At 36.7% G+C, this 19,252-nt stretch carries 19 protein-coding genes; 11 read left to right on the top strand and 8 right to left on the bottom strand.

What is annotated here, in order from left to right; all coding sequences use genetic code 11:
• Positions 1-60: 60 nt before the first annotated feature.
• On the bottom strand, positions 61-1,485 hold the full coding sequence (locus AC1DNH_RS03890) for an MATE family efflux transporter (RefSeq protein ID WP_477625185.1): 1,425 nt from the start codon (positions 1,483-1,485) through the stop codon (positions 61-63).
• Between the two features lie 331 nt (positions 1,486-1,816).
• The gene (locus AC1DNH_RS03885; RefSeq protein ID WP_477584487.1) at positions 1,817-2,236 is read right to left on the bottom strand and encodes an acyl-CoA thioesterase; all 420 of its coding nucleotides are present in this window, start codon (positions 2,234-2,236) and stop codon (positions 1,817-1,819) included.
• Between the two features lie 98 nt (positions 2,237-2,334).
• Between AC1DNH_RS03885 and AC1DNH_RS03880 the strand changes: the two genes are divergently transcribed.
• The gene (locus tag AC1DNH_RS03880; protein WP_477584488.1) at positions 2,335-2,538 is read left to right on the top strand and encodes a hypothetical protein; all 204 of its coding nucleotides are present in this window, start codon (positions 2,335-2,337) and stop codon (positions 2,536-2,538) included.
• 269 nt (positions 2,539-2,807) lie between these two features.
• Here the strand turns inward: AC1DNH_RS03880 and AC1DNH_RS03875 are convergent, their stop codons facing one another.
• Positions 2,808-3,248, bottom strand: coding sequence for a hypothetical protein (locus AC1DNH_RS03875; RefSeq protein ID WP_477584490.1), 441 nt, complete (start codon positions 3,246-3,248; stop codon positions 2,808-2,810).
• Between the two features lie 298 nt (positions 3,249-3,546).
• Between AC1DNH_RS03875 and rpsO the strand changes: the two genes are divergently transcribed.
• From rpsO to AC1DNH_RS03845, 6 genes are all read left to right on the top strand, one after another.
• Positions 3,547-3,831, top strand: a complete 285-nt coding sequence (rpsO, locus tag AC1DNH_RS03870; RefSeq protein ID WP_029275143.1) for a 30S ribosomal protein S15 — start codon at positions 3,547-3,549, stop codon at positions 3,829-3,831.
• Positions 3,832-4,008: 177 nt separating this feature from the next.
• The gene (pnp, locus tag AC1DNH_RS03865) at positions 4,009-6,144 is read left to right on the top strand and encodes a polyribonucleotide nucleotidyltransferase (RefSeq protein ID WP_029275142.1); all 2,136 of its coding nucleotides are present in this window, start codon (positions 4,009-4,011) and stop codon (positions 6,142-6,144) included.
• Between the two features lie 282 nt (positions 6,145-6,426).
• On the top strand, positions 6,427-7,098 hold the full coding sequence (rpe, locus tag AC1DNH_RS03860) for a ribulose-phosphate 3-epimerase (RefSeq protein ID WP_477584494.1): 672 nt from the start codon (positions 6,427-6,429) through the stop codon (positions 7,096-7,098).
• 85 nt (positions 7,099-7,183) lie between these two features.
• Complete coding sequence (locus AC1DNH_RS03855; RefSeq protein WP_477625184.1) at positions 7,184-9,610, top strand: TonB-dependent receptor; 2,427 nt, start codon at positions 7,184-7,186, stop codon at positions 9,608-9,610.
• A 185-nt stretch (positions 9,611-9,795) separates the two neighbouring features.
• The gene (gene serC / locus AC1DNH_RS03850; RefSeq protein ID WP_477585427.1) at positions 9,796-10,869 is read left to right on the top strand and encodes a 3-phosphoserine/phosphohydroxythreonine transaminase; all 1,074 of its coding nucleotides are present in this window, start codon (positions 9,796-9,798) and stop codon (positions 10,867-10,869) included.
• Between the two features lie 62 nt (positions 10,870-10,931).
• Positions 10,932-11,882: a D-2-hydroxyacid dehydrogenase gene (locus AC1DNH_RS03845; RefSeq protein WP_477610263.1), complete on the top strand. Its 951-nt coding sequence runs from the start codon at positions 10,932-10,934 to the stop codon at positions 11,880-11,882.
• 45 nt (positions 11,883-11,927) lie between these two features.
• On the opposite strand, the gene AC1DNH_RS03840 is transcribed toward AC1DNH_RS03845, so the two are convergent.
• From AC1DNH_RS03840 to AC1DNH_RS03830, 3 genes are all read right to left on the bottom strand, one after another.
• Positions 11,928-12,074, bottom strand: coding sequence for a hypothetical protein (locus AC1DNH_RS03840; RefSeq protein WP_167343644.1), 147 nt, complete (start codon positions 12,072-12,074; stop codon positions 11,928-11,930).
• 53 nt (positions 12,075-12,127) lie between these two features.
• Positions 12,128-12,652: a hypothetical protein gene (locus AC1DNH_RS03835; RefSeq protein WP_477583627.1), complete on the bottom strand. Its 525-nt coding sequence runs from the start codon at positions 12,650-12,652 to the stop codon at positions 12,128-12,130.
• Between the two features lie 185 nt (positions 12,653-12,837).
• Positions 12,838-13,617 carry an SAM hydrolase/SAM-dependent halogenase family protein gene (locus tag AC1DNH_RS03830; RefSeq protein ID WP_477625183.1) on the bottom strand — a complete coding sequence of 260 codons (780 nt, stop codon included), beginning with the start codon at positions 13,615-13,617 and terminating at the stop codon, positions 12,838-12,840.
• Between the two features lie 103 nt (positions 13,618-13,720).
• Here AC1DNH_RS03830 and AC1DNH_RS03825 point away from each other — a divergent pair, with 103 nt between their 5' ends.
• The 4 genes from AC1DNH_RS03825 to AC1DNH_RS03810 all read left to right on the top strand — a co-directional run bounded on the left by AC1DNH_RS03825 (position 13,721) and on the right by AC1DNH_RS03810 (position 17,164).
• Positions 13,721-14,680: a PhoH family protein gene (locus AC1DNH_RS03825; RefSeq protein ID WP_029275135.1), complete on the top strand. Its 960-nt coding sequence runs from the start codon at positions 13,721-13,723 to the stop codon at positions 14,678-14,680.
• A gap of 143 nt (positions 14,681-14,823) precedes the next feature.
• The gene (locus AC1DNH_RS03820; protein WP_477583624.1) at positions 14,824-15,768 is read left to right on the top strand and encodes a phosphoribosylaminoimidazolesuccinocarboxamide synthase; all 945 of its coding nucleotides are present in this window, start codon (positions 14,824-14,826) and stop codon (positions 15,766-15,768) included.
• A 43-nt stretch (positions 15,769-15,811) separates the two neighbouring features.
• Entirely contained in the window at positions 15,812-16,189 is a 378-nt protein-coding gene (locus AC1DNH_RS03815) for an STAS domain-containing protein (protein WP_029275133.1), read from the top strand.
• A 69-nt stretch (positions 16,190-16,258) separates the two neighbouring features.
• Positions 16,259-17,164, top strand: a complete 906-nt coding sequence (locus AC1DNH_RS03810; RefSeq protein ID WP_477583628.1) for a ribonuclease Z — start codon at positions 16,259-16,261, stop codon at positions 17,162-17,164.
• 182 nt (positions 17,165-17,346) lie between these two features.
• Here the strand turns inward: AC1DNH_RS03810 and AC1DNH_RS03805 are convergent, their stop codons facing one another.
• Both AC1DNH_RS03805 and AC1DNH_RS03800 read right to left on the bottom strand, forming a co-directional pair.
• Positions 17,347-18,300 carry an MlaD family protein gene (locus tag AC1DNH_RS03805; RefSeq protein ID WP_477625182.1) on the bottom strand — a complete coding sequence of 318 codons (954 nt, stop codon included), beginning with the start codon at positions 18,298-18,300 and terminating at the stop codon, positions 17,347-17,349.
• A 168-nt stretch (positions 18,301-18,468) separates the two neighbouring features.
• Entirely contained in the window at positions 18,469-19,245 is a 777-nt protein-coding gene (locus AC1DNH_RS03800) for an N-acetylmuramoyl-L-alanine amidase family protein (RefSeq protein WP_215128790.1), read from the bottom strand.
• Positions 19,246-19,252 lie beyond the last annotated feature (7 nt).

The following is a 19,252-nucleotide window of genomic DNA, read 5'->3' as shown; positions in this document are numbered from 1 at the left end:
ACAAATATAAATCCATCTGTGCTCATCATTGATCTGTGGTTAAATTCTGTTATAGATTACCTAAACCATTGTTTTTTTCCATTTACCCTTTTTAAACAAGATATAGGCAGCTATCGCAATACCTGCTTCAGCTGTTGGGATGGCAATAAAAACACCTGTTGGGCCCATTTCTAAAAATTTGGCTAAAAAGTAAGCCAAAGGAATCTGGAACAACCAAAAGGCAAAAACATTAATTTTGGTAGGTGTCCAGGTATCACCAGCACCATTAAACGCGCTACTGAATACCATTGCAGCTCCATAAATCACAAAACCAACACTTAAAATTTTTAAAGCTTGGCTTGCAACGGCAATCACATTTTCATCTGATGTAAAAAATGCCGCGAACAAATGCCCACAGGTTAAGAACAGTACACTTACTATGGCCATGAAAATAACAATGTATTTCAAGGTTTGGAATACTGATTTTTCAGCGCGATCTATATGGCCCGCGCCCAAATTCTGACCAACCAAAGTAGCGGCTGCATTGCTTAGACCCCAGGCTGGTAACATAAAAAACATCATTAACCGCAGTGCTGTTTGGTAACCTGCCGACCCTGTATCACCTCCGGTAGTGGCAACAAGTTCTGCCAAAAACACCCAGCTACAGCTCGCAATTACGAACTGGAAAATAGCTGGAGCGGCAATCTTAACGATAGCTTTAATCTGGGCAAAATCAGGCAAGAAGTGACTAATGCGTATTTTTAATATATTTTTACCACTAAACAAATTGTAAACCTGATAAGTAACGCCCAAACAACGACCAATTGTTGTGGCAATTGCAGCGCCTGTTAAACCGAATGCCGGTACTGGCCCAAAACCATTAATAAAAATAGGGCAAAGGATGATGTTCGCAATATTGGCGATCCACAAACTCCGCATTGCGATGGCTGCATTACCTGCACCACGAAAAATCCCGTTGATTAAGAATAAGAGTACAATAATGATACTTCCACCCATCATAATCCGGACAAATGGAATACCTTGATCAGCTGTTTCGGTTGACGCTCCCATAAGCAATAGAATATCTCTGGCGTAAATTAAACCCAGGATACTGATTATAATGTTAACGAAAACCGCAATTACAATCGTCTGCATACCGGCTTTTGATGCCGCTTCTGGATTTTTCTCGCCAATTCTCCTCGCAACGACAGCTGTTGCAGCCATACTCAACCCGATGGCCAATGAGTAAATAATGGTTAACACGGATTCCGTTAAACCAACGGTTTGTATAGCATGGCTACTGTTTTCTAAATGACCTACAAAATATAGATCGACTAAGGCAAAAACCGACTCCATAGCCATTTCCAGCATCATCGGAATGGCCAATAAAATAATTGCGCGTTTAATACTAATTGAAGTTAAATAAACCTCATGACCTTTTAAAGATTGAACGAGGATATCGAAAAAAGACGAAAGTTTGCCCTGCGTCTTTGTTGACTGTGACATATAATAATAAAGTAAAGTGTAATGTATAAACCAATGATACGCCTTTAAGCGTACATATCTAAAAATTGTAAGGGAGGGAATCCTCGGTTATTTAGAACCTCAAACGGATTGCAGATACTATCATGGCTCTGGTCTTTTTGATGCAACAAAGATAGATAAAATTTCGAATTGTCAAATTTAGATGACTAATTTTTGTTGAAGTGATTAATTTTTTATTGTTGATCCATGGTCTGTGTCTCATAGACCATCCAGGTTGGATTTACGACTGTTTTTTTATCACGGAGACACGGACCTTAGGGATCTATAATCCCTAAATCGGTGTAATCATCTTCTATATACTGTAGGCTTTAATCATTTCTCCTGAAACCTTTGTTCCACGACCAGTAGTTAAATCAATCAATACATAATCAAAAATGCCATCTGAAGCCACTTTGCCTGTTTTTTGATTAATGATTTCAAACTGAACCGAACAGCCTTTATCGTTCATCGTTAAAATGCCGGTCCTGATCAGCATTAAATCATTCATCAGCAGGGGACGTTTGAAATTAATATCGACATGACTTACTACCCAGCCAAGGCCCTGTTTGGTAAAATCTTCCCAAGGCATACCGTAGAATTTTTCCATTTGCTCATAACGAGCTGCGAGTACATAATCTAAGTATTTACTATTATGTACATGATTAAACATATCGATATCATCCGGACGAACACGTAATTCGCTTTCGAAAATGCTGTATTGATTATTTTCCAAGGGTAATGTTTTTTTGCAAAAGTAAGCTTTTGATGTCTTTATATAAAGATGTATTGACGTAAAGATATATCATCTATTTTTCGTATTTTTGATATGAAATGGGAAAGCTCACTTTATATGATATTACAGTTGCGCGCGAAACAATAGCCGAAGAGCGTGAAAATGTTTATTTAAAGCGTACCCCCGAGCAGCGCTTCTTTGGTGTTTTGCAGCTTAACCACATCTCAGTTATCATGAATGGGGGGCAACCCCTTAAATCGCCACAAGGGAAGGGTATTATTATCCGTAAGCCAAACATATAAGCTTCTATATGTCTTTTGATAAAGAGAACCAGGAAATGCTTTTGTAATCAAATTAAAATGAAGGCTGCAGAAAGATATGGTTTAGTTTTTCGAAATATTGATGGCAGAACTGCCTTAAGTCTCTAAACCCGTCTTAACGAAATACCTTTTGTTGAAGGGGTCTTCGACACGCTGAGACCAACAATCACAAAAGATTGTAATGAGAACGGAAGGGTAGCAAGCGATGAAAACCAAATTTGCTTTTCTAAAAATGATATGCGAATTAAAATTTAGTCAATTTCCTCTGGTTCAGCTTTATCATTACTGATGAAACGCCATTCCTGCCCGTAAAGCGATTTATATTGAACCATAACTTTAATATTGGCTTTTTCTACAAGTGGTCCAAGGCGTTCATCGTTTATATTTATCAGACTTAACTTTTCGCCGACAGGCAAAATTTCGTTTTTCCAAAGATTAGTTAGCACGACAGATTTGGTAACCGCTAATTTGTTATCGTTCTTTATTTGTTTAAGAATTTCGGCTATATTTTTATAAGGTTTCGATTTATAATAAAAAACATAATCAGCTACAATAGCTGGACCAAGGCCTTGGTTTACAATCAGAAACTCATAATGATAATCATCTTCCCCAGCTTTTTTCACACCCGAAAAACTGTTTGAATAACTCATAAGCAGTGGTTTCACAGACGCATATTGCTGAATTTTTTGCAACCTGGTTTGATATAACGTTATAATAATAGCACAAATACTGGTCACAATTGCACATAAACCAACCACGGTATTTAATGATAACTCGAACTTATTTTGGGCTTTCTGCATATTTCATTAGGTTGTAAATCCAATCTAAAATAGAAAATATCGGTTGTTGAACCTATAAGATGATAAACATTTCTCAAAATGACTAATAGGCAAGGAAGATAATAATAACGATCACTTGCTTATAAATAAAAATAGCCTTATCTTTGCGCCACAATTAATTAATTTTTTATTGCTTTAATATTATTCAAGAATGTATTTAAGTCCAGAGAAAAAAGCTGTAATCTTTAAAGAACACGGCAAAGTAGAAACCAATACTGGTTCTGCAGAAGGTCAAGTAGCGTTATTTACATACCGTATTGCGCACTTAACAGAACACTTAAAGAAAAATCGTAAAGATTTCTCTACTCAGTTGTCACTTCAAAAATTGGTAGGTAAACGCCGCGGTATTTTGGCTTACCTATACAAAAAAGATATTGAGCGCTATCGTGCTATCATCAAAGCTTTATCGCTTCGTGATATCATCAAACAAAAATAAGCGCAAGTTTATCAATAAAAGCCATTCTTTAGGGAATGGCTTTTTAATTCCCTGTTAATTTTTTTAACGGGTTTTATTATAGATAGGCTTTTTTAATCCTATCTTCGTTTGCAAAAACAAATACATATATAAACAACGGTGTGTAGAAAGAGGAAAACACACCATAATTCTATTTAAATGAATGTAATAAAAAAATCGTTCGATTTGGGCGATGGCAGAATTGTAGAAATTGAAACTGGTAAATTGGCTAAACAAGCTGATGGTTCGGTTGTAGTAAAAATGGGTGATACCATGTTGTTAGCAACTGTAGTATCAACCGTTGGTGCTAAACCAGGTACTGATTTTTTACCTTTATCGGTTGATTATCAGGAAAAATATGCGGCTACAGGTCGTATCCCAGGAGGCTTTTTACGTCGTGAGGCAAGATTATCCGATTACGAGGTGTTAATCTCTCGTTTGGTGGATAGAGCTTTACGCCCAATGTTCCCAAGCGATTATCACTCTGATACACAGGTGATGATTTCTTTAATCTCTGCTGATAAAGATATCATGCCAGATTGTTTGGCAGGTTTAGCAGCATCAGCTGCATTATCAGTATCTGATATTCCTTTCAACGGTCCAATTTCTGAAGTACGTGTGGCTAAAATTGATGGTAAATTGGTAATTAATCCATTAGCTAGCCAATTAGAGCGTGCAACTTTAGAGTTTATGGTAGCTGGTTCGGCTAACGATATAGGCATGGTTGAAGGTGAGTGTGATGAAATTCAGGAAGACGAAATGGTTGAGGCTTTAAAATTTGCACACGATGCAATTAAAGTTCAATGTGCTATTCAGGTTGAATTAACTGAGGCTACTGGCAAAACCGTTAAACGCGAATACAGCCACGAAGACCATGATGCTGATTTAAAAGCTAAGGTTTATGCTGATACTTACGATAAAGTTTATGCTGTTGCAAAAGCCGGTGGCAATAAAGACGTTCGTAAAGAAGGTTTCACTGCGATCATTAACGAATTCTTCGAGGCAATGCCTGAAGATACTGCAGATTTAACTAAAGCAATGGCTAAACATTATTATCATGATGTTCAGTACGATGCCATCAGAAACCTGTTGTTAGATGAAGGTATCCGTTTAGATGGTCGTAAGACTACAGAAATTCGTCCAATCTGGAGTGAAGTTGGTTATTTACCTGCTGCTCACGGTTCGGCAGTATTTACACGTGGCGAAACACAATCATTAACTTCAGTTACTTTAGGTAGTAAAGATGATGAGCAAATGATTGATGGTGCTTTCTTCAATGGTTACAATAAATTCTTATTACACTATAATTTCCCTGGTTTCTCAACCGGAGAGGTTAGACCAAACAGAGGTGCTGGCCGTCGCGAAATTGGTCACGGTGCATTAGCACAACGTTCATTGAAAAAAGTGTTGCCTCAAGGTGAAGCAAATCCTTATACCATCCGTATTGTTTCTGATATCTTAGAATCTAATGGTTCGTCATCAATGGCAACTGTTTGTGCGGGTACATTAGCATTAATGGATGCAGGTATTAAAATCAAATCTCCAGTTTCAGGTATCGCAATGGGTTTAATTACCGATGAGAAAACCGGTAAATATGCAATCCTTTCTGATATTTTAGGTGATGAAGATCACTTAGGTGATATGGACTTTAAAGTAACTGGTACTGAACACGGTATCGTTGCTTGTCAAATGGACTTAAAAATCAATGGTTTATCTTACGAAGTTCTAACAAAAGCTTTGTTACAGGCTAAAGAAGGTCGTTTACACATCTTAAACGAGATGAAGAAAACCATTAGCTCGCCTAACGAAGATTATAAACCACATGCACCACGTATTGTTTCTTTAACTATTGATAAAGAATTTATCGGTGCAATTATCGGCCCTGGAGGTAAAATTATTCAAGAAATGCAACGCGAAACCGGTGCTTCAATCTCTATCGAAGAAGTTGATGGCAAAGGTATTGTAGAAGTATTTGCAGATAACAAAGCAGCTATCGATGCAGCGGTTACCCGCATCCGTAATATCGTAGCTAAGCCAGAAATCGGTGAAGTTTACCAAGGTAAAGTAAAATCAATTATGCCATTCGGTGCATTTGTTGAGGTTATGCCAGGTAAAGATGGCTTATTGCACATCTCTGAAATTTCATGGGAACGTTTAGAAACCATGGACGGTGTATTAAAAGAAGGTGATAAAATCGAGGTTAAATTATTAGACATCGATAAACAAGGTAAAATGAAACTTTCTCGCAAAGTTTTATTGCCAAGACCAGAAAAACCAGCTGCGCCACAAGCGTAAAAAAAGTCCAGAGGCGGGAGTCCGAGTCAGGAGATATAAAAAACCCTTCCGGTTAAAAACTGGAAGGGTTTTTTATTTTAAATTGACCTAATGCGTTTCGTCATGCTGAATTTATTTCAGCATCTTTATTTCTAACTTAAAAACTTTCGGACTTCTTTCGTAACTTGCATTTTTAGAAAAACCGTATAAACAAATCCTCATTGCAAGGCAGAAAGCATCTTTTTTGGCACCGCAGTCGTATTAGATTGCTTAGTGCCTCGCAATGACGAAAAGCTAAATAAAATGAAATACATCATTGCCCCATCCATACTTTCTGCCGATTTCGGCAATTTACAGCGAGATATTGAAATGATTAACCACAGCGAGGCCGATTGGTTCCACGTTGATGTGATGGATGGTGTTTTCGTTCCAAATATTTCTTTTGGTTTCCCCATCATGGCTGCTGTAAAAAAACATGCGACCAAACCTTTAGATGTACATTTAATGATTGTTGAGCCGGATAAATATGCTCAGGATTTCGCTAAAGCAGGAGCGGATAGAATCACGGTACATTACGAAGCCTGCACACACCTGCATAGAACCATTCAGTTAATCAAAGCATCAGGCTGCAAGGCTGGTGTGGCTTTAAACCCGCATACTCCGGTAACCTTGTTGCAGGATGTAATTGAAGATCTTGATCTGGTACTCATTATGTCGGTTAATCCCGGTTTCGGTGGACAAGCTTTTATCCATAATACCTACAAGAAAATAAAGGATTTAAAGGCCTTGATTCAAGGGGTAAATGAAGACCTAATAATTGAAATCGATGGTGGTGTTGGTTTGCAAAATATTGCTACATTAGTATCAGCAGGTGCCAATGCTTTTGTGGCCGGAAATGCAATTTTCGCAACAGATAATCCAACGGAAACCATATCTAAAATGAAAAGCTTGACAACTAGCGCGATAAATATTTAAATTGTTAAATGTTTTATTGCTAAATTGTTTTTAGGATGGGGCGCATACAGTCTTAATACCTGATACTTTTGTCTTGATACTAAAAATGCTCAAATTTCGGCTAACCCTTCTCCTTTTAATTGCTGGTTGCAGTTTTGCTGTGGCGCAGCCTTTAGTTAGAGTTTCAGGAATAGTTTATAGCGATGAAAAGTTACCTTTAGCACAGGTTACGGTAATCGTTTTAGGACAGGCACAATCAACTGTTACTGATGAATTTGGTGTATATACCATTTATTCAAAATCAAAAACGTTTAGCATTAAATATTCGCTTTTGGGCTATCAGCCACAAACCGTAAAATTTAGTGAGCGCTCGGGGGCTCGGATTATCAAACAGGTAAGTTTAATTGCCAATATTAATGAATTAGAACAGGTTAATATCACCAATAAACAGAACCAGTTAAGTAACACCACCACTATTAATATTGCCGATGTTTCTTCAATGCCATTGGTTTCTGGCAATTTTGAAACCATGCTCAAAACCCTGCCAGGTGTATCTACAAACAACGAATTAAGTGCCCAGTATAGCGTTAGGGGAGGTAACTTCGATGAAAATCTGATTTACATCAATGATGTAGAAATTAACCGACCTGTTTTGATCCGCAATGGGCAACAGGAGGGACTAAGTTTTATCAATTCAGACCTGGTGAGTAAAGCAAAATTCTCTGCAGGTGGCTTTGAAGCGAAATACGGCGATAAACTTTCTTCAATCTTAGATATTAGATACGATAAACCGGATAGTAATCAAACCATTTTTAGTACCAGCCTTTTAAATACCTCATTAACAACCAAAAAGATATTCAAAAACAGCTTCCTTTTGGCTGGTTTACGCTATAAAAACAACTCGAGTGTACTGATTAAACAAGATGAAAAGGGGAGTTATAGCCCAAATTTTGCCGATGCTCAATTGCTGTATCAATATGATTTTTCATCAAAATTCAATATCGGTTTTTTGGGCAGCTTTAACCTCGGTCAGTTTAAATTGGTGCCCACCAATAGAGAAACCCAGTTCGGAACGTTGAGCACTACATTAAGACTAAATGTGGATTATACAGGACAAGAAATAGACGATTACCAAACTTTGGGAAGCGCCATTACTGCTACTTATTCACCCAAACCAAACCTGGTCATCAAGTTTATTAACAGTTATTTTAGTACGGTTGAGCGAGAGCGTTTCGATATTAATGGCAGCTATATTTTTGATGAGGTGGATAATAATTTTTCAGGTGAAAATTTTGGGGTGATCAATAAAAACAGGGGCATTGGCAGTTATTATAATTATGGAAGAAATAGTTTAAATACCCAGATTTTCGCTTCTGAAATAAAAGTAGATCAGAATTTTAATAATCATGTTTTTTCCTGGGGGATAAAATTTGATAAATCTAATTACGACGATCAGTTGAACGAGTATAATTATACTGATTCTGCTGGCTTCATTTTGCCCAACAATTCGAAAAATATCACGTTACAAAATGTAATCAATATACAGAACAATATTGATATCAAAAACTACAGCACCTACATTCAGGATAGCTATTCGCTTTCCAATTCTGCAGAGTTACAATTAGGAGCACGCGCCACATATAGTTCGCTAAGCAAACAGCTATTGATTAGTCCGAGGATGTTAATTGCTTACAGGCCCAATTCAAACAATAAAATTTTAAGGTTTTCTGCCGGTGTTTATAAGCAGCCACCCTCATACCGGACCATTCGTGATTTTTCAGGAGTATTAAATATTGATCAAAAGGCACAGAGTTCTTATAACACTTCTCTGGGTTATGAATACGCTTTCGATGCTTTTGGAACACGGCTAAAGTTTACTTCTGAGGCATATTTTAAATATTCTGACCGACTGATTCCGTATAAAATAGATAACCTGAGAATTAAATACCTGGCGAATGAAGTCTCGCGCGGTTATGCTTATGGCGCCGATTTTAGTATAGGCGGTGAGTTTGTTAAGGATCTGGTTTCTTATTTCAGAATGTCGGTTATGCATGCCAATGAAGATATTATTGGAGATAGTTATATCCAGAATGGAACTACAATTTATCCTGGTTATCTAAAAAGGCCAACTGATCAGCGTTTGAATTTCTCTATATTTTTTCAGGATAAATTATTAAATAGTCCAACTTATAAAGTACACTTAAACGCGCTTTATGGCTCAAGATTACCGATTGGTCCATCACAAACACCACGGTATTTAGATAAGTTTTTTATCCCATCATACAAGCGGGTAGATATCGGTTTCTCTAAAGATTTCCTTGATGACGCCGCTTTGCACAAACCCAAATTTCTGGACAAAAATTTCAGTTCGGTTATTTTGTTCTTTGAGGTTTTTAATATGTTGAATATCGACAATACAGTTTCCTACTTATGGCTTAAGGATGTAGATAATGTGCAATATGCTATTCCAAATTATTTAACAGGCAGGCAGTTTAACCTGAAGTTGATTGTGAAGTTGAAGAATAAGCCATAAACTACTAAACCTATTAGTCTTTATCTTTTTGTCTTTCTGATTAACGAATTCTTTTGCAAAAACTGCAACAAAATGCTCAATTTTGTCGAGATTTTTAACAAAATTTAATTTTTTATGATACGATTTTGTGGGCATAACTGCTTTAAAAATTTTACATTTACGCCCATAAAACATTATATAATAAGATGAAGCATAATTTTGGCGCAGGCCCTTGTATTTTACCTCAAGAAGTGTTTAAACAAGCAGCTCAGGCTGTTTTAGATTTTAACGATGGATTATCAATTTTAGAAATTTCGCACAGAACAACCGAATTTGAGGCAGTTGTTGCTGAAGCTGATAAGTTGATAAAGGAATTATTAAATGTGCCGTCGGGTTATTCCGTTTTATTTTTACAAGGTGGTGCAAGTTTGCAATTTGCAATGGTTCCGATGAATTTATTGGGTGATGGACAAACAGCAAGTTATTTAGACACTGGTGTTTGGGCAACCAAAGCATTAAAAGAAGCTAAATTTATCGGTAATGTGAATGTAGTTGCCTCGTCTAAAGATGCGAATTATACTTTCATTCCAAAGGATTTTGAAATTCCTGCTGATAGTGCTTATTTCCACTATACTTCAAACAATACCATTTACGGAACTGAGCTTTTCGAAGTACCTAAAACAAACATTCCGGTTGTTTGCGATATGTCTTCTGATATCATGAGCCGTGTAATCGATGTTTCTAAATTCGATTTAATTTATGCCGGAGCTCAAAAAAATGTAGGCCCTGCTGGTTTAACTATCGCTATTGTTAAGAATGAAATTTTAGGGAAAATTGACCGTAAAATTCCATCTATGTTGAACTATCAATCGCATATCGATAACGATTCGATGTACAATACACCTCCAGTTTTCTCAATCTATGTAGCTTTATTAAATTTACGTTGGTTAAAATCGAAAGGTGGTGTTGCTGAGATTGAAAAAGAAAACAAACAAAAAGCTGAGGCACTTTACAGAGAAATCGACCGTAATCCATTATTTAAAGGAACTTGTTCAGTTGAAGACCGCTCTAGAATGAACATTTGTTTCGTAATGGAAAACCCAGAATTGGAAAAACCATTCTTGAAATATGCAGAAGAGCAAGGTATCGTAGGTATTAAAGGACACAGAAGCGTTGGTGGTTTCCGTGCATCGATGTATAATGCATTGCCAATCACAAGCGTACACGCTTTGGTAGATGCCATGCAGGTATTTGAAGAACAACAAGCAAAAGCAAATTAAGAATTAATTATAACCGCAGATTATCAACGTAATCATTTTAATCTGTGTAATCATAAATAACAATGATTAAAATATTAGCAAACGATGGGATTGATCCGATCGGAAAAGAATTATTAGAAAAAGCAGGTTTCCAGGTTGATACTGAAACCGTTCCTCAGGATAAATTAGCTGAAGCATTAAAAAACTATGATGCCATTACTGTACGTAGTGCAACAAAAGTTAGAAAAGAATTAATTGATGCTGTACCCAATATCAAATTAATTGGTAGAGGTGGGGTGGGCATGGATAATATCGATGTTGAATACGCACGTAGTCAAGGTGTTAATGTGGTAAACACACCAGCTGCATCTTCATTATCAGTTGCCGAATTGGTATTTTCTCACTTATTTACAGGTATCAGATTCTTACAGGATGCTAACCGTAAAATGCCTGTAGAAGGTTCTACTCAATTCAATAACTTGAAAAAAGCTTATGCTAAAGGAACTGAATTAAGCGGTAAAACCATCGGTATTATCGGTTTCGGTCGTATCGGTCGCGCTACTGCAAAAGTGGCTTTAGGCTTAGGAATGAATGTTTTGGCTTACGATTTATATCCTTCAGAATCTGAAATCACCTTAGAATTCCAAGGTGGAAAGTCAGTAAGTATTCCAATTAAAACGGTTTCATTGGAGGAGGTAATTACAGGAAGTGATTTCTTTAGTTTACATACTCCATTTGCTGATAAACCGATTTTAGGTGCAGAAGAATTTGCTAAAATGAAAAACGGAGTAGGTATTGTAAACTGTTCACGCGGGGGAACAATTGATGAGCCAGCTTTAATTGAAGCACTAAATTCTGGTAAAGTTTCTTTCGCTGGTTTAGATGTTTTTGATAACGAGCCTACACCGTTAGCAGAAATTTTAACCCATCCAAAAATCTCTTTAACACCACATATTGGTGCATCAACCAACGAAGCACAAGAACGTATTGGTACGGAACTGGCAACGTTGATTATTGAGCATTTTAAGAAGTAATTTATTTAGACCTTACAGGTTTTAAAAACCTGTAAGGTCTAATATTTAATCTAACGCATTCGTTAGCACCCAATAGCGGTAGCCCAAAATCGCCTTCTGAAAAGTAGTCAGCTTATTTGGATCTTTTTTATACAAACTTGGTAAAAGCGCCTTATTTATCTTCACCAAGATTTTAAACAGTTCTTTTTTCATAATTTGTCAATTGCTTTTACTGGTTGCAAAGTGGCTAAAATCCGATTGAAATTTTAAGAGCTGATTTTAGCAGTTTTATACCCCTGAAGTTTTTTGCTGAAGAAATAAAATCCACCTGCCATTACTAAAATCAAAAAGGCGATGATGTAGGTTGATAAACCTCCTTTATTCTTTTTCTCTAAATCTTCTTTGAGCTGCGCATTCTGATCCTGTAGTTTTTTAATGGTTTGCATATAACGTTCCAAGCGCTCCTGAGAATTATCCGCCACAGCGACTTTCTGCTGGTTCTGCAAATCTTTATAATCCATTAATACTTTCAGCTCTTTGAAAATATTGTTGTCGGTTAAAACTACCTGGCGAAGAATTTCATTGGAATTTTTAATATCACGTTTGGTTTGCCATCCGAATATTCCAGTTCGTTGATTTAAACTTTCATCATACTGACCAAACTTGGTACTTCTTTCTACAAGTAACGAATTTACTTTAGCACGCTGAGCAGTATAGGTAGTGGTATCTTGCTGTGCAAAGGCATGCAGGTTCAGCATTAAAAAAGAGAACAGATAAAAATATTTCTTCATGCGATATAAACGTGAAAAGGGTGAAAGTTGTTTTGGCTGGTTTATTGGTTCATTGGCCATTAGTTTATTGGTTAGCAAAGTGGTTATTCTGTTTCATCATTGCGAGCGCAAAAAAATAGTTTGCAATTAGTTTGTTTAGGCACCATGCCAAATGAACCATTGAGCCAATGAACTACTGAACTTTCTTAAGGATGAAACTCCACCCGTACAATATCACCTAAATGCAAACCTAATAAACCACTTGCTTTACCTTTATTAATCGCAATTTCCAAGTGGTTACTAATCCCGAACAGACAAAGCTTTTCACCTTCCTGTACTTCATTGTAATGCCAGCTCAATTGCGTAATGGTTTCGCTTTTTCTAAAGTATAAAGTAAAGTCCCTGTTCTTCTGTATTTTGGTAAAAAGATCTTTAGTAATGTTGGTGATTACATTGCAAAAAGTATCAATATATACCACACTACCACGGATCACATCTCGTTCTATCACAGGATGWAAAAGCATCTTCTGTTCAATTTCAGCTACAGGTAAACCGATGTCTTTCAGTTTGCCACCTTTGGCTAAATGCGTTGCTGCTTTAACAAAAATATCAACCAGGGGAAAGTGTAGATATTTCAAATCCTGCATAATGTTCAGCTCTACCACATCTTCCGGAACATCGTCAAAAAGAAGGGAGAAAATACCATTATCAGCCCCTACAAAAAAGTGATCACGGTGCTTTACAGCAATATATTTGGTGTTTTCACTGTATACAGAATCGATACCGATTAAGTGCACCGTATTCTTCGGAAAGTAAGGATAAGCGTTTTTCAGCACAAAGGCTGCGTACGAAATATTGAATGATGGAACCTCATGGGTAATATCAACTAAATTAACATTAGGCATAAGACTCAACAGACTACCTTTAAGGGCACTCTGGTAAAAATCTTTTGAACCTAAATCTGTTGTTAAAGTAATTATCCCCATTAAAAATTCATTATTATTGCTTATTCTTGTGTACGGACCTAAGCGTCTGCAAATATTCAAATTTTAATTAATATACCCCGATAACTTTTTAAAATACTACAGTTTGAACGAATTAAAATTAACTCTGGATACCGTAAATCCTGCTCACTTTTGGGGGCCGAATAACGAGAATTACGAAATGATTAAAGGTGCTTTCGCGAAGTTGAAACTGGTAGCGAGAGGTAGTGATGTTAAGGTTCTCGGTGATGAACAGGAACTTAAGGCTTTCGAGGATAAGTTTAACCAGCTTATTGCACACCTCGAGAAATATAGCTCACTCACCAATAACGACGTAGAATCTATACTAGGGGCAAAAGCAGCCGGTGTAGTAAAAAAAGATGTAGAACAACCTACCGGAGGCGGTGGAGAGGTAATTGTTTTTGGTACCAACGGCCTTTTAGTTAAGGCAAGAACCGCTAATCAGCGCAAAATGGTAAGCAGTATTGCTAAAAATGATATCCTATTTGCCATTGGCCCCGCTGGAACCGGAAAAACATATACCGCCGTTGCTTTGGCTGTTAGGGCATTAAAGAATAAAGAAATTAAACGGATTATTTTAACCCGTCCGGCGGTCGAAGCAGGGGAGAACCTTGGTTTCTTACCTGGCGATTTAAAAGAAAAAATCGATCCCTATTTACGTCCACTTTACGATGCATTGGATGATATGATTCCTGCAGAGAAATTGAAATTCTACATCGAAAACCGTACGATAGAAATTGCGCCACTGGCATTTATGCGCGGACGTACTCTAGATAACTGTTTCGTGATTTTAGATGAGGCGCAAAATGCCACCGATATGCAGTTGAAAATGTTTTTAACCCGTATGGGGCCAACAGCTAAATTTATTGTCACTGGCGATGTTACACAGATCGATTTGCCTAAAAAACAGATGTCGGGTTTATTTAACGGCTTAAGGATTTTAGAAGATATTAAAGGTATCGATATTATTTACTTAAGTGGTGAAGATGTGGTAAGACATAAACTAGTGAAAGATATCTTGAAAGCTTACGGCGATATTCAGTAAGTCGGAGGTCAGAAATCAGAAAAGTCCGAGGTCCGAAGTTTAAGTCTTGCAATAGGACTACTTCGGACTTTTGCTTTTTACAACTTTTATCGTCCGACTCCGGTCTTCGGACTTTCGGACTTTTTTCCTATTTTTATCCCCTCATGAAAGCACTAAAAGAAACTCATTTCAATTTCCCAAATCAAAGTAATTTTTACAAAGGTAAAGTTCGCGATGTATACACTATTGCCGACCAGTTTATGGTGATGGTGGTATCAGACCGTATTTCTGCTTTTGATGTAGTATTACCTGAAGCTATTCCATTTAAAGGACAGGTATTAAATCAAATTGCGGCTAAATTTTTAGCAGCTACCCAGGATATCGTTCCTAACTGGGTTTTAGATGTGCCAGATCCAATGGTTACGATTGGCCGTATCTGTGAGCCTTTTAAGGTTGAAATGGTAATTAGAGGTTACTTGGCCGGTCATGCATGGCGCGAATATAGCGCAGGAAAACGTTCGGTGTGTGGCGTTTCTCTGCCTGATGGATTAAAAGAAAACGATAAACTACCTCAGCCCATTATTACCCCAACCACAAAAGCTTCAGTAGGGCATGATGAAGACATTTCAAAAGAAGATATTTTAGCAAAAGGCATTGTTTCTATAACAGACTACGAAAAATTAGAAGAATATACTTACGCACTATATCAACGCGGAACTGAGATTGCTGCAAAAAGCGGATTGATTTTAGTGGATACGAAATACGAGTTCGGTACTGCTGATGGCGTAATTTATTTGATTGACGAAATACATACACCAGATTCTTCACGCTATTTTTATGCAGAAGGATATCAGGACCGCCAGAATAATAATGAGGCACAAAAGCAGCTTTCAAAAGAATTTGTGAGAAAATGGTTAATCGAAAATGGTTTTCAGGGGAAAGATGGTCAGGTTGTGCCAGAAATGACACCTGAAATTGTAAATTCAATTTCAGAACGTTACATCGAACTTTACGAACAAATTGTAGGAGAGACCTTTATAAAAGCTGATGCTGATGCAATTTCTAGCCGCATTGAAACCAATGTTTTAAAGGCTTTAGAAACACTTTAAATTCGAAAGAAATTTATACATTAGTAAAATAAAGATTAGAGAGATGAAATTTTCAGTAGATAAACACGATAAATATGTAACCTTAAAGTTAGAAGAGCCTAAGTTTACAAACGATAATGCTCCGGGGTTGAAATCAGAGTTCTATTTGCTCAACGCAGAGGGATTTCAAAATATAATTGTTGATTTAAGTCATGTTACCGAGTGTAGCGATGCGCAGGACTTAAGCTGCTTATTGGTTGGCGATAGGCTTTGCAAATCGGCAGGTGGGTTATTTATTGTAACCGGAATTAATGATGAATTGGCATCGATTATCGAATTATCAAACATATTCCAATCTGTAACGTTTGTTAATACAATAGACGAAGCAACTGATTTTATCTTCATGGATGAGTTGGAGAAAGAGTTTAGAGGCGCTAAATAACAAATATTTAAATAACATTCCGGCCTCGTAGTTTCTAAAAATCTACGAGGCTTTTTATATCTTATCATGATGAAATTTGAAGTTACAATTTTAGGAAGCAGTTCTGCAACTCCTGTATTTAACAGGAACCCATCGGCACAGCTTTTAAATTGTAATGAAAAATATTACCTCATCGATTGTGGTGAAGGCACACAACAACAATTGACCAAGTACAACCTTAAAGCCGCCCGCATCGATTATATCTTTATCAGCCACTTACATGGCGATCATTATTTCGGTTTAATAGGCTTGCTTTCCAGTTTGCATTTAAACGGCAGGATAAAACCCATGCAGATATTTGGCCCCAAGCCTTTATTGGAAATTTTAGAGATTCAGTTCAAATATTCTGATACTGTATTAAGATATCCAATTGAGTTTTTCCCGATTGAAGCCGATGAGTCCAGACAGATATTCGAGAATAGTGATTTAACAGTTAAAACTATTGTTTTAAATCACCGTATCCCTACAACGGGCTTTATTTTTCAGCAGAAGAAACGACAACGGAAACTCATTAAAGATAAGACTGATGAAGTGCCTATGGCGTATTATACAGCCTTAAAAAAGGGAATTGATGTAGAACTGCCAAATGGCGATATTTTACGCAGTGAAGATTATACAACCGAAGCAGATGCACCAAGATGTTACGCCTATTGCTCTGATACCTTATTTGATGAAAATTACTTTGCTACCATAAAAGATTGCGATACCTTATACCACGAAGCTACCTTTATGCACGATTTATTGGATAGGGCTAAAGAAACACATCACACAACCGCTTTACAGGCAGGAGAGGTAGCGAAAATCAATGGTGCAAAGAAATTACTCATCGGCCATTTTTCTTCGCGATATAAAACCTTACAAATGCTTTTAGAAGAAGCACAATCTGTTTTCGAAAATACGGAGTTGGCTATAGAGGGGAGAACTTTTCATCTTTAACCTGAGTCAGATCCTTCAATATCATTTTATGTTAATAAGGATTAAACAATGATGTAATATTGAGACGTCACCCTGAATTTATTTCAGGGTCTAGATGCTGAAATAAATTCAGCATGACGAACACTAAAACAAAAAAGCCTTACAGTTTTAAACTGTAAGGCTTTCGATTTTATAAAAATTAATTACTTGTCTTTTTTGTTGCCACCTCCAAATACCGAGAAGTGTACATAACGTTTAGGATTAGCTTTCAAATCGATCATTAATTCATCAAGATTTTTTGAAGCATTATTTAAATTCTGATACATTTTATCATCGTTTAACAACAATCCTAAACTGCCTTTTCCATCTTTAATTCCTGAAATTACACTTTGTAAATCAGCAATAGCATTGTTTGCATTATCCAAGGTTTGTTTAAAGTTAGCTGCTGCAAACTTATCGGTAACGGTATTAATATTGGTTAAGATATCGCTGATTTTTTGATTATTGTTATTAAGGTTGGCCGTTATACCTTCAACATTTTTAAAAATCGCTTCAATACGTGCGCTTTCTGAACCTACTAAACCATCAACTTTTTTTGATGTGGTTTCTAACGAAGCCAATGTACCAGCAATACTGTTAAAGCTTTTATCAACGTTTTTCTGGAAGTTAGGGTTCAGAATAGAGTTCACACTACTCAGAATAGAATCCATTTTACTGATAATTAATTCCGCTTTCTTTTGAACCGGTTGTACCTGTTCCATTAAGCCCTTTTCTACATTTGCGTTTAAGGTGTAACCATCTTCGGCCATCTTTTTTGAATTACCTAACGACATTACAATGGCCTTACTGCCTAAAAGATCTGTACCTTCTAAGCGGGCAATACTATTTTCGGGAATTTCATATTTGCTGTTTACACTTAAGGTTGCAATAATACTACCGTCTGGCTGTAGCTCCAATTTGGCCACCCGGCCAATCTGATAACCATTGATCAGGATAGGTTTTGAAACACTTAAACCATCAACCCTTGTATATTTTGCATATAATGTAGTTTCATTTGAGAAAATTGAATTTCCTTTTAAAAAATTATATCCAATTATTAATAAAGCAATGGCAAATGCAGCTAAAATACCTACTTTGGTTTCGTTCTTAATCTTCATGAGTGTTTTATTTAATGGCTACAAGCGCTGAAGGTATCTTTTCTTCACTTGTTAGAGCGTAATTAATTCTTGTGCTAAACCCTATAAATACACAAAGGCTGCACTATTTGTTTGGTATCTGTTTTATATTTTTTCCAAAGGTAAAATAAACATCATTTATAATGCCACTTATTTAACCTCAATATTTTTTTTGTATGTTTTTATTGCTTCCAAAATAGAATTGGCAATTTCGTTTTGTCCATTTTGGGAATTAATATATTTTTCTTCTTCTGTATTTGAGATAAAACCTACTTCTGTTAAAACGGCGGGCATACCGCAACGCTGCAATACCAAAACGCCCTGTTCTTTAACACCACGGCTTAATCGCTCATCCCGCTTGATATAACTGTTCTGTATTAACTTGGCAAAATTAATGCTTTTGTCCCGAAAGGCATTTTTTAAAAGCGATAAAAGAATAAAACTACTTGGGTTACTTGGATCATACCCATCGTACTTACTTTTGTAGTTCTTTTCCAATTTAATATCGGCGTTCTCACGTATGGCAGCATCCTGTTCTTTTAACCGGTGCGATCCCGCAACCAATGTTTCTACTCCTTTGATATGCTTGTTGCCTGGAGGCATTGAATTGCAGTGTACCGATATAAAAAGATCGGCATTAGCTTCGTTCGCTATTTCTGCCCGCCTGTACAAGTCAACATCTATATCTGTTTTCCGTGTGAAAATTATTTTAATATCCGGCATCTGCTCCTTTAATAAGGCACCTAATTTTAATGCAACCTTCAACGCAACATCTTTTTCTTTCGAAAAATTACCAGAGGCTCCGGGTTTTCTGCCACCATGACCAGGATCAATAACAATTGTTTTGATCTTATAACCCTGAGCAGGCGCTTTTTCAGCAACTAGTAACGAAAATAAAAGTATTGTAATCAGAAGTTTAATCTTCATGCAGGAG

The sequence above is a fragment of the Pedobacter sp. 01N310 genome, from assembly GCF_056399805.1.
This window is presented reverse-complemented; position numbering and strand designations above follow the sequence as displayed.